Source organism: Treponema sp. Marseille-Q4132, assembly GCF_014334835.1.
Classification (GTDB): domain Bacteria; phylum Spirochaetota; class Spirochaetia; order Treponematales; family Treponemataceae; genus Treponema_D; species Treponema_D paredis.
This window is the reverse complement of sequence record NZ_CP060591.1, coordinates 1,370,493-1,384,001: the sequence shown is the minus strand read 5'-3', so window position 1 is coordinate 1,384,001 and position 13,509 is coordinate 1,370,493. Positions and strand designations below refer to the sequence as shown.

Sequence of the window (13,509 nt, the reverse complement as noted above, 5' to 3'; positions counted from 1 at the left end):
TAAAAAATGCGGCTGATACTGTCGGCACATAATCCGGCAGTCACGGAAATCAAGTTTTGCCCAAAAGCGGTAATAATGCTTGAGGATTCATAAGTGCACGGAACATAATCCCGTTTAAAGGCAGCTTCGATTGTGATTCACGTTTGTGTATGCGGATTATGTTAAGCGCAAACTTGTGCAGCATATTGAGATTCTGTTGTACGTTCTTACTCTGCACCCTGCATCTGTCCTCGTCAAAATGTACATCCAACAGCCAATGCATCGATTCCACCGACCATTCCTCTCTTGCATGATGGAGCAGCTCTTCCGCTCGTAACGCTTTACTTGAAATATAATAATGCCATTCTTCCGTCACCCCTTTACTCGTCTCAAATCGTGTATGCACTGCTCCAATACATTTGAGTTCCGGCCATACTCGTCCTCCCGGCTGCCATGAAACATCTGCACTCGTATACGCACTGCGCCTTTCCTTCCGCCCATGTCCCTTTTCCGTTCGTGTGATGCTGTCCATCGTCACTCTCAGCTTTGTATCCTGAACATACTCCGCGATATCGTTCATAAGTGCTTCCTGATTGCCCTTCGCACTTAACAAATAATCCGCTTTTGCCTCAATTATCGCCTCGGCAGTCTCTATTTGACAGTTCATTGCGTCCGCGACCACCATACAGCCCTGAATTTCAAGCTCTTTTATCAATTCCGGTACGGCAGGAATCTCATTACTCTTTGATTCGACCGTTCTTTGGGCAAGCGTCAACCCCAATTCCCCTATCTGTGCACTGATGATATGCAAGGGACTGTCGTATTTTTTCATCTTTCCCGTTGAGCGGATAGCTTTTCCGTCTATGGCTATCGTCAACGGCTGCTTCTTTTTCTTCGCGCTTTGTTCTTTCTCTTCCGTCTCAAGTTTTGCTGCAAGAGCCGGTACAACCGAAGCTACCCATTGTTTCATACACTCATTCAATGATTCCGGCCGTATGATTCCAAGCAGGCTTAACAGCCACCAATAGCACGGTATTCGTTTGATTCCGAACGTTTCTGCCAAAAATGTTCTGACATGTTCGGTCGTTGCCCACTCGTGGATTTTCTTTACGCTTTGCAAATCGCACAAGCTTCCCAAAATCACGATGATAACCGCGTCTTGTACGCTGCAAAAATACCCGTCGTATTCCCGTTCCGTCTCAAGCACTGCAAGTGCTTCTTCTAATGTTTCCCACCTCATACACTTACTTTAGCACTTTATCAACTTTTTAAACAATACTCGAGCAAAAATTGATTTCCGTGTCCGGCAGTGTCTTTTTGCCGTTTATCGGATATTACAAGGGAAGGTGCATCTATGAAAAAAATATTATGGATATTTTATGCGGTTTGTTTTTTCTCCTATAATTCTTATGCAGACGATTTTACAAATTTTTGTGGGATTCCGAATGTTTTATATAAAGATGATATAGCTTATATTATAAAAGGTGACGGATATATATGTGAATTTAAAGAACAGAGGGATGACGCATATTGTGAAATTTTTCCGATATTGATGAAAAATGAATACGGCTTTCTAAAGGATAAGCTTAACGGCTTGTTTATTTTGGAAGCTAAAGGACTGATTCTATATCATCATGAAAAATTGGAGAAAGCACTAAAAATCTATGGCGTAACAGAATGGCTTGACATGCAGCGTAAGCTTTTTCATGAGGGATTATATAAGCATGACGAATATACCCTTGAATCTGCAGTCGAATTATTCGGAACACGGGAAAAAGATTTAAAACGCTTAAGTCTGGGAGATACTGTATTTTTTAATACCGGTATTTCAAAAATCGTAAGTTCGTCTTATTTGATTGAAACACGACAGGGAAAAGATATTGTATATTCTCCGGAATATTTTCTTTCAAAGATATTTTATAATATCGGCGACGATTATATTAATTTTTGGCTTTATGATTCTATTTCTCCCCCATGGGTTGAAGGTGTAAAAGGGTACGGTGTCGGTGAATACCTTGATATCGATTTTAAATATGCATCGGATGAAATTCAAATTCTCAATGGGTTTGTCGATTTCTCTCGTAAGCGTTTATACAGAGATAACAGTCGCGTAAAGAAAATTCTAATCGAGTCGGAAAATCCGAAATTCGCAAAGGAATATGAACTTGAAGATGCGGTAAAGTATACTATAGTTCGCTTGCCGGAAAAAACCGAGAAAATCAAGATTATTATAAAAGATGTGTATAAAGGGGATAAATACGATGATACGTGCATTTCTTCCATTCTTGTTACTGATCCGAATGCATCAAGCTTTGAAGATCAAAAAAGGCAGTTATTAAAGCTCTTGGATGCGGCAGGTGTTATGAAAAAAATTAAAACTTTTAAAGAAAAGATCAGTAGGAATTAATGGCTGTCTTGAAAAATTTCATCGATTTTGCGAGGCAACTGTTGGTGTAGTATAGTGCTACTACGACAATACTGCAGTAGCACTATCCGGTCGTTGTTTCTATAACATATTGCGAAACGACCGGCGTAAGCTTGCACGACACCTGTATTACCGCCGTTAGCAGACGGCGCGATTAACACCGCCGAGCGGCATATCTCCTTGCCGCTCGGCGGCTTTTTTCGGATTTTGATCGCCGCATTCGTTTGCCGCCCGATTAACACCGCCTATTTCAACGCGCCGTGTTTGCACCGTGTGCGGCATTCTCCGCAGCGGATGCATTCGCGGTCATTTACTTTGTACGTATCCATTTTGCACAATGCGACGCAGGCGTTACAGCTGACGCATTTCGATTCGTCGACGCGGATTCCGAAAATCGCGAATTTATTAAAAAAAGAATAAACCGCGCCGAGCGGACAAAAAAATCTGCAAAAGGGGCGGAACATAAAAATCGACCACACGATGAATACGGCGGCGACGGCGGCTTTCCACGTAAAAAGCAATCCGGCCGCGCTTCGGAGCTGTTCGTTCAGTAAAACGAGCGGTACGCCGGCTCCGACCGTTCCCGCGGGACACACGAATTTGCAAAAGAAGGGCGCGCCGAGTCCGTCTTTAAAATAAAATGCGAGCGGCAGTGCGATGCACAGAACAAGCAAAAGCGCGTATTTGAAAAGCGACAGTCTTCTTGTAAGCGCGAAGCTTCGTTTTGTCCTTTTTATTTTTTTTGAAGGAATTTTATACAGCAGTTCCTGCACCAATCCTGCGGGGCAGATAAAGCCGCACACGACGCGTCCGAAAAGCGTTCCGATGAGCAAAAAAAAGCCGGTGATAAAAAACGGCAGCTGTCCGTTTGCAAGCGTGTTTTGCAGGGAGCCGAGCGGGCACGCGGCGACGGCACCGGGACACGAATAGCAGTTCAAGCCGGGTACGCATACGGTTTTCAACGGCGAATGCGAAATGCCGCCTGAAAACCAGCGTTTTACATCCGCGTTGTATATGAGCATGGAGATGAATTGAATCGCCTTTCTGCGTCTCGTCTGTTTTTTATCCAATGCCTATACACTCCATGCAGATAAAGACGGCTTTGCGGAAAATCGAATCGTTGTCTCCGCGAAAAACGCCGACGATAATAAACACGACCGCCGCCGCGAGCAATGCGATGCGCAGCAGCCTACGCTTTTTTTCGGCGCGGCCGTCTTTTACGGAAAGTTTTTTTTCAGTTTGCATATTTTCCGACAAAACGCTGTAATTCCGAGGGGGACATCGCACCGACGCGGATTTTTTCGATTTTGCCGTCCGGCGAAATCAGTATGCTCGTCGGAATGCCCTGAATAAAATACGAACCCGCGATGGAGCCGTCTTTGTCGAGACCGCCGGGGAACGTATAATTATTTTTTTTCATAAAAGTATCGCGCGATTTTTCCGTGTCGGAAATGCACACTGCAAGGAATGCGATGCGCGAAGACGAATTGAGCTTTGAAGCGAATGCGTTCATTTCAGGCAATTCGGCACGGCAGGGTCCGCACCACGTCGCCCAAAAATGGAGAAGCACCGCTTTGCCCTTATAGTCGGAAAGTTTTACCTGCTGTCCCGTTGAAAGCGTAATCGAAAAATCGGGAGCCGCTTTGCCTTCTTTGACGCTTTGCGCAAAGATCGGAGATACTGCGGCGATCGCAATCGCCGATGCGATTAAAAAAGATTTTAAATATTTCATGTATGAAAAGATAACAAATGTGGAACGGAAAATCAAGTTTAAAACGCCGTTTAGACAGGGGATTTATATTATTTCCGCTTTAAATTCAAAAAAATAATTCGGAAAGAGATTTCAAAAATTATACTATTTAAATAAACCCTTGAATATTAACAAATTATTTTTTACCTACCCAAAATATATAAAACATTAACAGCGCACATATTGTTACAAATGTTAAGATATGCTGCAAAATTCTAAACTTATGATACAAAGGTTTTTCCTTCATATAGCCTCTACAAAGTCCCAATAATATACAAAAACCGGCCAATATTTTTATTAAAAATATAAGAATTTTCATTTTGAACCGCATCTGCAAGAATTCTTAATCTCTCAACCCTGCAAGAAATACCGCTTGTACAATGAGTAATATAAGCGATAAAATCAATATAATAAAAAATTTTACATTATCATTATCGTATTCATCATACGGAATTGTGTTTATTTTGTTATTCAATATAAAAGAAGTAATTAAACCGGAAAAACCGCTTATATAAAAATTTACTTCCATATCTTTTAATCCAAAAAGCCATAAAATAAACATAAAAATATTTGCAGCAATAAAAGCACTGCTGGCGATAAAAATCTTACTATACACACTTTTCTTTAATTTCATTTTCCATTCTCAATACTCATAAGATAAACTATTTACTTTGATTTAATAATTTGTAAAGTTGCAAGTATGCATTCTTTGGTTTCTCGAATCAGACGAATATTTTCCGGAAAACGCATATAATCTTTCCCATTAAGTACATTAAAAAAATCCGTCTGCGTTTTAGCCCAATACCATAGACCTTCTTTCTGTACAAAAAATTCAGGGTATGCCGTTCGCAAAGCATTTATATCCGCTTCCGGCAATGCTATTTGCAGATGGATCAGTGCATGTTCTACAACAAAACAAATATGATAATTAAGTGAAATATATGAATCGTCGCTAATAGCCTGTGCAGCATCAACAGGTGACATATACAAGACGCATTCACCGATTGTCTTACCTTGGTAATATATTTTTTCATACGATTTTTTTATAAAATTTTTAGGTTGCGTATCTCCGTACGCGGGGACATTTGAAATCATAGCATATACCGAAGAATCGGCAGGATTATATTTTTCTATCATAGCCGTTATATGATCTTTTGAAATTTTAAATCCGTCATTTTTTAATATTGCATAAAGCAGCGGCGAGTATGCTTCCGGCTCTTTATTGGGAATATCTTTTTCCGTATGATAATTTGCCAAGACTGTTATTTTATTTCTGTCTTTTGTAAATGTTCTTGTTATAAGCGGATTTGTCGGGATCTCGAAGCGAACCTGTACTTCAGGAGTATCCAACTGTAGCGCATAGCAATCGAAACACCATATAAACAGGCCTATAAAAGTACACATATGTTTCACTTTCATGTCATATCTTCCTTGTGCAATCGCATTTGCAAAAACATACGTCAACTGCACGCGATATTTGCCGATCGGCGTCTCAATAATCATACTCTCCGCTCTATGCGTTTGACAAGGGAGAGGCGCTTTATACCCGCTGCCGTATCGTTCGCGTCTTCAGCATATCGTGCGCATACCGCGTTCATCGATTTTACACCCTATTTATTCCGTACGTATTTTATCGGGAAATATCCTTTTAAAAACGGTATCATACTATGCGATTGCGTTGTACGCGGGGTGAAATATGAGATACGCCGGCTGCACGGCGCGGGCGGCACGGAGGCATATTCGATGCACATGATAGAGAGCTTTAATAAAACCGTAGATTATATCGAAAGTGTTTCGGGCGGCGAAATCGACGAAAAAAAGATCGCCGTGCTGTCGGGATATTCGTATTCGATGTTCCGCAGAATCTTTTCGATTTTGACCGGAATGACTTTATCCGAATATATGCGGTTCAGAAAATTGACGCGAGCGGCGGAGGCTCTGAGAGAAACGGATAAAAAGATAATCGATATTGCCCTTGATGCCGGATACGATTCACCCGATTCGTTCGGTCTCGCATTTAAAAATTTTCACGGCTATACGCCCACGGAAGTCAGAAACGGAAAGCCGTTTCGTGTGCTTTCACGAATCAAATTGGCGCTGAGCATAAAAGGAGGAAATACTATGAATATCACAATTCAAAAGAAGGCTGCTTTTACGGTAGCGGGGATCAATTTCAACGACATCGAATCGTCGCTGTGTCCCAAAGTATGGAAAGATCTGTATGCGAAACACACACACGAAGAGCTCGCAAAGCTCGGCAGCGGTCGGAGCTTCGGAATGTGCCATGGTGTCGAAGATTTCAAAAAGATCAATTATATGGCGTGTTACGACGCAGCGGACGTCAAAGCGGCAAAAGCGATGGGACTTGAAACGGCGTCGATTGCCGAAGCGGAATACGCCGTCGTCGATTTGTGCGGAAAGGTGCCGGAGTGCATTCATAAAGGCTGGAAATATCTTTTCGAAGTATTTTTCCCCGAACACGGGTATCGGCATTCCGGCGCACCGGACTTTGAAGTGTACGAAGAAGGCGACATGACGAGCGACGCATACCGTATGCAGCTTTGGGTTCCGATCGAAAAAGAATAGCATTTTTTTGAAATTATGCGGCGGGCGGAGGTCTGCAGCAGGGGCGGCTTTTTTCGATTGCATCGAAAAAACCGGGCTTTTCGGAGTTCCGCCTTTCGGCTCCATTCCTTCGGAACGGCTCCGCCGCTCCTTCAATCCCTGCCGCTTTTACCGGCTTTTGTAAACGCGGGAAAAAAATTATAATCTCACCGATGGCAAATGTAAAAATAGCACCCGAAATCAACAAGCTTGCCGCAGCCTCGAAGCGAAGCTTCAAGCAGTCGCGAGGTATTGAAGTTTCCGCACGAATAAAAAAACTTTTGCGCGAACTTGCCGACACATACGAAACCCGTGAGTTTTCCGCAGGCGATCCGAGCCGCATAGTGCGGTGCTACCGTTCCGCGCGCGATATTGAAGCCGCCGCGTTTATCACGGCAATGCTGTCGTTCGGAAAGCGCGAACAGTTTTTGCAAAAAGCGGGGATGATTTTTGCACTTGCAGGAAAGCATCCTGCGCAGTGGATACGAAGCGGCTCGTGGCAAAGCGATTTTCCGCGCGGCACTCGGAAATTTTATCGATTTTTTTCATACGACGATATGCGCGATCTTTTTGCCGCGCTCCAAAAAATATTGGAAAAGCACTCATCGTTCGGCGCTTATGTAAAAAAAGCGTACGAAGCGGAATGCGCCGTTCGGCGGGAAATCTTCCGAGTACACGGCGTCGGCATAAAAAGTGCAGATCGCACGGAAAGCGAATATAACGTATCGGCTGCCGGTATAAAACTTGCCTCTTGTAAGCTTAACAAAAAAAGCGAAAGCGGCGAGCCGAGCGTTACCGGTATAAAAGCCGCAAATCGCAAAACCTCTCAAACCGAGTCCTTTTCCGCGTCTTCCGCGCTTTTACAGGTTATCGCCGATGCGTTTCCGCACTGCCGCGCCGTTCCGCAAAAAAGCGCTTCGGCGAATAAGCGTACGAATATGTTTTTGCGCTGGATGGTGCGTACAAACTCTCCCGTCGATGCCGGATTGTGGACATGGTTTTCGCCTGCGGATCTACTCATACCGCTCGACACGCACGTACTCCGCCAAGCGAAAAACTTCGGTCTCATTTCCGAACGGAGCGCCGCAACGGAAAAGACCGCGCACGAACTGACCGGTGTACTCAAGCAGATTTGGCCGGACGATCCCTGCCGCGGCGATTTTGCACTGTTCGGGCCGGGTGTATCGGGGGAAAATATTTCCGATAAGCTTTATTAAAACGTTTTTCCCGTTGCCGATTTCGGCGTTTTATATTACACTCATTTTATGGCTTACGAAGTTACGGCGACGCGTCGGCGGCCCAAGCAATTTGCCGATTTGGTCGGTCAGGAATTTGTTGCGGAAACTTTGAAAAATTCGATCACGTCGCATCAAATCGCTCATGCGTATTTGTTTTCCGGTCCGCGCGGCTGCGGCAAAACGTCCACGGCGCGCATACTCGCAAAAGCGCTCAACTGCGAAAACGGACCGACGCCTGCTCCGTGCGGCACTTGCGCGCATTGTACGGAAATCACGAAAGGTGCGAGTCTCGACGTTATCGAAATAGACGGCGCGTCGAATACGAGCGTCAACGACGTGCGCCAAATCAAAGACGAAGTGATGTTCCCGCCTAACTCGTCGCGTTATAAAATTTATATCATCGACGAAGTGCATATGCTTTCGACGAGCGCCTTCAATGCGCTTTTAAAAACGATCGAAGAACCGCCGCCCTACGTCGTCTTTATTTTTGCGACGACGGAGCTGCAAAAAGTTCCGGCTACGATCAAAAGCCGTTGTCAGCAATTCAATTTCCGTCTCGTTTCCGCAGAAAAGATAAAGGATTTACTTGCCGATGCGGTACGTGAATTGTCGATTCAAGCCGACGACGAAGCGCTTTATTGGATTGCGCGAGAGGCGACCGGCTCGATCCGCGACGCGTATACGCTTTTCGACCAGGTTGCGGCGTTCAGCGACGGCGTCATCACGTACGACAAAATCCGTGACAAACTCGGTCTCGTCGGTGTGGACAGACTCAACGAATTGTTTGAAAAGTGCGCGGCGGGCAAAGCCGACGACGCGATCGGTGTACTCGACTCCTATCTCGAATCGGGTATTTCGATCGAACAGCTGATCGCAAACAGTACGAATTATATTCGAAGCCTTTTATTGATTAAAAACGGCATTACAAAAGAATCGCTGCTCGGCAGTTCGGCCGAACGCTACAGTTCCGCCGTCGTCGAAGCGTGGAATACGGTGCAAGTCGAGCGCGCGCTTTCGATTTTTTTGCAGCTCTACCGCGATATCCGCTATTCGCTTTCGCCGCGCTATGAACTCGAACTTGCGTTTTCGCGTTTGTGCTGGCTTTCCGAGTATGTGTCGCCCGCCGAAGTCAAATCCGCGATCGATTCCGCCCGCTCATTGTTGACGGCGGGATCTCCCGATCATTCGGCTCAAGCGGCGGGGCGTCCTCTGCAAAACGATGCGCCTGCAGGCCGGGCTGCGAATCAATCGATCGGGGGCAATGCGGCGTATACGCAAGCTGCCTCGCCGGTGCAAACATCGGTGCGGCCGGTCGAGGATGTGAAACAATCCGAAAGCGACTTACGGAACGATTTTACATCTTCGGTGCAAAACCGTGCGTCATCGGAAGCGATGAAAGCTATGCCGCGTTTTGCCGCCCTCGCGGAACGGCCGCCGGAGAACGAAAGCCCTTTTTATAACGGCGGGGCCGTGCCGCCTGAACAAGCGGCGAGGGAAAGCGACGGGCTGCCGGAAGTACAACCGCCCTTTCAAAGCCTTCCTTCATGGGAAGATAATCTCTCTTCAGACGATTTCGATGATATCGACGACAGCGATGAAGCTTTATCCGACGTCGATGCGGATGAGAGCGGCGATGAGGATACAAGTGACGCTTCCGAAGTAAGGGCATATATTCCGCCTCTGCATGTTGAGCGTACAGGCGGCGCGGCGGATGAAGCGCAGTCCTATGTAACGGGCGGGGGCCGTACGATTAGTTTTGTACAGCTTCGCGGGAGCGTTATCGCCGAACTCGGTATATACGATGCGCCGACGGCGGCAGCGCTTATGACGACGACTCCGTGGCAAATTTCAGGCAATGTGATTTCGACGCAGGCCGCGACGGCGTATCAAAAGACGCAGCTTGAACGGCAGCGCGACGCGATTTTGCGGACGCTTGAAAAAGTGTGCGAGCGGCGTATGGACTTTTCGGTGAGTTTAAAAGAAGCCGAAGAAGCGGCGGGACCGTCGGAAGTGCCGCAGCAAATAAAAATCCTGTGCAGCGTTTTTAAAGGAAGCATAGTAGGGGGAAAGATATAGATGAATCCGTTTGAATTATTGCAAAATACGGCAAAGCTCAAAGAAGAAGCGCAAAAGATGCAGGACGAACTTGCCGCTTTATCCGCCGACGGTTCGTCCGGCGGTAAAATGGTTACCGTTACCGTAAACGGAAAAATGGAAATGACAGCGATCCGCATCGATCCAATTTGCGTCGACAAGCGCGATGTCGCGATGCTCGAAGATTTGATTGTCGCCGCTCATCACGATGCGATCGCCAATATACAGGAACAAATCAAAGCGAAAACCGGTTCGCTCTTGCAGGGACTCAATATCCCCGGATTGAATGTATGAACGCGCTCGAAGAACTCATCGATTCGTTTTCGCGTCTTCCGGGTATCGGAAAAAAGAGCGCGTCGCGTATCGTGCATTATTTATTAAAATCCGATCGCGCTTATGTGAACCGTTTTGCCGAACAGCTTTCCGTTCTTCAAGATAGAATCAAACAGTGTTCGGTTTGCGGTTCGTGGACGGAAGACGATCCCTGTCCTATCTGCTCGAACCCGCTCCGCGACAAAACCCTCATCTGCGTCGTCGAACAGCCGCAGGATGTGCAAACCATCGAAAGCGCGCATGAATACACCGGTTTGTATCACGTGCTCGGCGGCGTGATTTCTCCGATCGACGGTATCGGCCCGGATCAGCTGCGCATCGCCTCTCTCCTTTCCCGCGTAAAAAACGAACGCATCGAAGAGATAATCATCGCGACGAATCCGACGGTCGAAGGCGATACGACTGCGTTGTACGTGCAGCAGCTGCTTGCAAAAACCGGCGGTGTAAAAGTGACACGCCTCGCATCCGGCATTCCCGTCGGCGGTGATTTGGAGTATACCGATAAACTGACTTTAATGCGGAGCTTCCGCGGAAGGATTGCGTTGTAGGAAAACTATCGGGAATCGGCACTGATTTTAAAAATGCATTATACGTATAATTTCTGGTATGTTTTTTTATGTTGCAGGTTGACCGGAAAAATTAATTAGGTATAATAGGTTTCCCCATTGTTTAATCAAACCGTTCGTTGCAGGTTGACCAGAAAAATTAATCAGTTATAATATTTTGAGATGAAACTCACGCGGGGCGATGTTGCAGGTTGACCAGAAAAATTAATCAGTTATAATTTAATTTTCTTTTGGGCTCTTGAGATTTTAGTTGCAGGTTGACCAGAAAAATTAATCAGTTATAATATTATACCCTTTCTTGTTGTGTATAATGCTGTTGCAGGTTGACCAGAAAAATTAATCAGTTATAATGACGTGGGAAACGAGCAATGCCGACGTTGGTTGCAGGTTGACCAGAAAAATTAATCAGTTATAATTATGGAGCGAATGGCTCGTGGTGGTGCTCGGTTGCAGGTTGACCAGAAAAATTAATCAGTTATAATGGTATTTGTCGGTGCTGCCGTGCAATTTATGTTGCAGGTTGACCAGAAAAATTAATCAGTTATAATACGATTCACCCGACCATATCGCCGATACCGTTGCAGGTTGACCAGAAAAATTAATCAGTTATAATTGGGTCAAGTGCTCACATTCTCATTTTCCGGTTGCAGGTTGACCAGAAAAATTAATCAGTTATAATTGCCTCCGATGCCGATAGCAGCAAACCGTGTTGCAGGTTGACCAGAAAAATTAATCAGTTATAATAATCACTGTAACAACAGATTACTACGGATTGTTGCAGGTTGACCAGAAAAATTAATCAGTTATAATGTTATCGGGTCGTTCGTGTTGAACGCTTGCGTTGCAGGTTGACCAGAAAAATTAATCAGTTATAATTGATGCTGTCTATACGAGCGTCGAGCTGCGGTTGCAGGTTGACCAGAAAAATTAATCAGTTATAATCGATAGCGCGGCCCGTGTTATAGGCTGTTTGTTGCAGGTTGACCAGAAAAATTAATCAGTTATAATATCATCCGTTCTTAAATCATTGCGACATTCGTTGCAGGTTGACCAGAAAAATTAATCAGTTATAATTTAAATGAATTTACAAGCACTTGGTCTGCGGTTGCAGGTTGACCAGAAAAATTAATCAGTTATAATCGTATCGGCGCAGAAATAACGGAGGAAAAAGTTGCAGGTTGACCAGAAAAATTAATCAGTTATAATTGCGTCCGGCGTAAACCGTTACAATACAAAGAAATGGTTTGTGCCGGACGTGTTATTTTTAAACGAAAATCAGAATAAAAGAAACTGTTCCGGCTGCTTTTTTTGCCGTTTTTCGCCCGCATTATAACTGATGATATTGCCATATTGCCTGTCCGTTATCGTGATAATATCAACTTTTCCCTTCGTCGGCAAGTTATCGTGTATCATTCTGTAGTATTTTTCGCAAGCATCTTTTCCCGAAAATAGTTTTGTATAAATGGAATATTGAACCATTGAAAAACCGTTGTCCAATAAAAATTTTCGGAATTCCGTAGCATCTTTCCGCTCTTTTTTTTCAATGACCGGCAGGTCGAACAGTACCATCATCCACATAAGTTCATACTTATTCAAAATCAAGTCGCGCATTTTCATCTCCGTCCCATAGGGGCAGTTCGATATCCGGTTTTTTATTTTCCAGCGCACATGCATAGGCATTTGCCATATATTGCATACTTTGAAAAGCCGGTGAATTCCCTGCGGTCGTATGGAGTTTTATCCACAGTACATCGGAGAGACGCTTTTTTATTTCCGGTGTAAGTATTTCATTTCCTTCTTTTTGCAGTTTGGCAACGGTAAAATCCACAAGCGGTCGATATATTTCAAATAGATCATCGACGAGACAAAATTGATTTAAATTATTGTCGTGGTGAATACCGAGAGAGGGCAAAAGCCCCGCAGAACATACCGCGCGAGCCATGGCCGCACGCATTACGGCATATCCGTAATTGAGCAGAGAATTGATGCCTTCTTCATTTTTATCACGAAGAAAGTCTTTGCCGAATAAAGCTTTCCAATATGCTTTTGCGGCATAAGCTTCGCGGTTATCAGGATCGCCGGACTTTACGAGCGACGATATTTTATCGACAAGCTTTGCATTTTCTTCTTTTCCGTCCAAATGCAATACTTGTGCCTGATTTTTTATTTTACGAACGACAATTTGCTGCCAGATTCGTTTTTTGAGCGGAGCCGAAGCTTCTATTTGATTTTTTATAATTTTTGCAAACAGATAATGCGAAGCGATAGGTAAAACCATGCTTTGCGGTGCATAGTTTTTTCCGCAGAGTATGGTAATGCAGCCGTGTTCCGTCAACGCATTTAATATATTTTTTGACAAGACAACGCTCTGTGCCGAAAGCAGCAATACGCCGATATCGTCAAGCGGCACTTCGCCGAGCGTTTCATCTTCATGCTTGATGACTATAAAACCTCGGCTGAGAGCAAGATAATGATTTTCTTCATAGACTTCCAAAACTCTGTGTATCACGCCGTATATAT

14 protein-coding genes and 1 CRISPR repeat array are annotated in these 13,509 nt (G+C 44.8%); of the genes, 6 read left to right on the top strand and 8 right to left on the bottom strand.

Annotated features, from left to right (window positions below):
* Positions 1-49: 49 nt before the first annotated feature.
* A complete protein-coding gene (locus H9I35_RS06345) occupies positions 50-1,219 on the bottom strand; it encodes an ISAs1 family transposase (protein WP_187418599.1) in 1,170 nt (389 codons plus the stop codon).
* Between the two features lie 114 nt (positions 1,220-1,333).
* On the opposite strand from H9I35_RS06345, the gene H9I35_RS06340 reads away from it, so the two are divergent.
* Entirely contained in the window at positions 1,334-2,386 is a 1,053-nt protein-coding gene (locus tag H9I35_RS06340; RefSeq protein ID WP_187418598.1) for an NADase-type glycan-binding domain-containing protein, read from the top strand.
* Positions 2,387-2,649: 263 nt separating this feature from the next.
* On the opposite strand, the gene H9I35_RS06335 is transcribed toward H9I35_RS06340, so the two are convergent.
* The 5 genes from H9I35_RS06335 to H9I35_RS06315 form a co-directional block, all read right to left on the bottom strand.
* Entirely contained in the window at positions 2,650-3,474 is an 825-nt protein-coding gene (locus H9I35_RS06335; RefSeq protein ID WP_187418597.1) for a 4Fe-4S binding protein, read from the bottom strand.
* The gene (locus tag H9I35_RS06330; protein WP_187418596.1) at positions 3,467-3,649 is read right to left on the bottom strand and encodes a CD1871A family CXXC motif-containing protein; all 183 of its coding nucleotides are present in this window, start codon (positions 3,647-3,649) and stop codon (positions 3,467-3,469) included. The genes H9I35_RS06335 and H9I35_RS06330 overlap by 8 nt, the downstream gene beginning before the upstream one ends.
* Complete coding sequence (locus H9I35_RS06325; RefSeq protein WP_187418595.1) at positions 3,639-4,136, bottom strand: TlpA family protein disulfide reductase; 498 nt, start codon at positions 4,134-4,136, stop codon at positions 3,639-3,641. The genes H9I35_RS06330 and H9I35_RS06325 overlap by 11 nt, the downstream gene beginning before the upstream one ends.
* A gap of 361 nt (positions 4,137-4,497) precedes the next feature.
* Entirely contained in the window at positions 4,498-4,788 is a 291-nt protein-coding gene (locus tag H9I35_RS06320) for a hypothetical protein (RefSeq protein ID WP_187418594.1), read from the bottom strand.
* 32 nt (positions 4,789-4,820) lie between these two features.
* On the bottom strand, positions 4,821-5,657 hold the full coding sequence (locus tag H9I35_RS06315) for a hypothetical protein (protein WP_187418593.1): 837 nt from the start codon (positions 5,655-5,657) through the stop codon (positions 4,821-4,823).
* A 240-nt stretch (positions 5,658-5,897) separates the two neighbouring features.
* Here H9I35_RS06315 and H9I35_RS06310 point away from each other — a divergent pair, with 240 nt between their 5' ends.
* The 5 genes from H9I35_RS06310 (at position 5,898) to recR (ending at position 10,971) form a co-directional block, all read left to right on the top strand.
* Positions 5,898-6,740 (top strand): AraC family transcriptional regulator, encoded by an 843-nt coding sequence (locus tag H9I35_RS06310; RefSeq protein ID WP_187418592.1) that lies wholly within the window; start codon positions 5,898-5,900, stop codon positions 6,738-6,740.
* A gap of 191 nt (positions 6,741-6,931) precedes the next feature.
* Complete coding sequence (locus H9I35_RS06305) at positions 6,932-7,975, top strand: TIGR02757 family protein (protein ID WP_187418591.1); 1,044 nt, start codon at positions 6,932-6,934, stop codon at positions 7,973-7,975.
* A 48-nt stretch (positions 7,976-8,023) separates the two neighbouring features.
* Positions 8,024-10,072, top strand: coding sequence for a DNA polymerase III subunit gamma/tau (gene dnaX / locus H9I35_RS06300; protein ID WP_187418590.1), 2,049 nt, complete (start codon positions 8,024-8,026; stop codon positions 10,070-10,072).
* On the top strand, positions 10,073-10,384 hold the full coding sequence (locus tag H9I35_RS06295; RefSeq protein WP_187418589.1) for a YbaB/EbfC family nucleoid-associated protein: 312 nt from the start codon (positions 10,073-10,075) through the stop codon (positions 10,382-10,384).
* Positions 10,381-10,971 (top strand): recombination mediator RecR, encoded by a 591-nt coding sequence (gene recR, locus H9I35_RS06290; protein WP_187418588.1) that lies wholly within the window; start codon positions 10,381-10,383, stop codon positions 10,969-10,971. Before H9I35_RS06295 ends, recR begins: the two co-directional genes overlap by 4 nt.
* Positions 10,972-11,041: 70 nt before the next feature.
* Positions 11,042-12,195: direct repeats of the CRISPR family, unit length 36 nt; unit sequence GTTGCAGGTTGACCAGAAAAATTAATCAGTTATAAT.
* Positions 12,196-12,264: 69 nt separating this feature from the next.
* Here the strand turns inward: recR and cas2 are convergent.
* On the bottom strand, positions 12,265-12,600 hold the full coding sequence (cas2, locus tag H9I35_RS06285; RefSeq protein ID WP_187418587.1) for a CRISPR-associated endonuclease Cas2: 336 nt from the start codon (positions 12,598-12,600) through the stop codon (positions 12,265-12,267).
* On the bottom strand, positions 12,578-13,498 hold the full coding sequence (gene cas1 / locus H9I35_RS06280; RefSeq protein ID WP_187418586.1) for a type II CRISPR-associated endonuclease Cas1: 921 nt from the start codon (positions 13,496-13,498) through the stop codon (positions 12,578-12,580). Before cas1 ends, cas2 begins: the two co-directional genes overlap by 23 nt.
* Between the last annotated feature and the right edge of the window lie 11 nt (positions 13,499-13,509).

What these genes read in the sequence shown, in the direction of transcription:
- H9I35_RS06310 (WP_187418592.1), top strand. Translation starts at nt 5,898, where the DNA reads ATGCACATGATAGAGAGCTTTAATAAAACCGTAGATTATATCGAAAGT.
- H9I35_RS06325 (WP_187418595.1), bottom strand. Translation starts at nt 4,136, where the DNA reads ATGAAATATTTAAAATCTTTTTTAATCGCATCGGCGATTGCGATCGCC.
- H9I35_RS06345 (WP_187418599.1), bottom strand. Translation starts at nt 1,219, where the DNA reads ATGAGGTGGGAAACATTAGAAGAAGCACTTGCAGTGCTTGAGACGGAA.
- H9I35_RS06320 (WP_187418594.1), bottom strand. Translation starts at nt 4,788, where the DNA reads ATGAAATTAAAGAAAAGTGTGTATAGTAAGATTTTTATCGCCAGCAGT.
- recR (WP_187418588.1), top strand. Translation starts at nt 10,381, where the DNA reads ATGAACGCGCTCGAAGAACTCATCGATTCGTTTTCGCGTCTTCCGGGT.
- H9I35_RS06340 (WP_187418598.1), top strand. Translation starts at nt 1,334, where the DNA reads ATGAAAAAAATATTATGGATATTTTATGCGGTTTGTTTTTTCTCCTAT.
- H9I35_RS06295 (WP_187418589.1), top strand. Translation starts at nt 10,073, where the DNA reads ATGAATCCGTTTGAATTATTGCAAAATACGGCAAAGCTCAAAGAAGAA.
- H9I35_RS06330 (WP_187418596.1), bottom strand. Translation starts at nt 3,649, where the DNA reads ATGCAAACTGAAAAAAAACTTTCCGTAAAAGACGGCCGCGCCGAAAAA.
- cas2 (WP_187418587.1), bottom strand. Translation starts at nt 12,600, where the DNA reads ATGCGCGACTTGATTTTGAATAAGTATGAACTTATGTGGATGATGGTA.
- H9I35_RS06315 (WP_187418593.1), bottom strand. Translation starts at nt 5,657, where the DNA reads ATGATTATTGAGACGCCGATCGGCAAATATCGCGTGCAGTTGACGTAT.
- dnaX (WP_187418590.1), top strand. Translation starts at nt 8,024, where the DNA reads ATGGCTTACGAAGTTACGGCGACGCGTCGGCGGCCCAAGCAATTTGCC.
- H9I35_RS06305 (WP_187418591.1), top strand. Translation starts at nt 6,932, where the DNA reads ATGGCAAATGTAAAAATAGCACCCGAAATCAACAAGCTTGCCGCAGCC.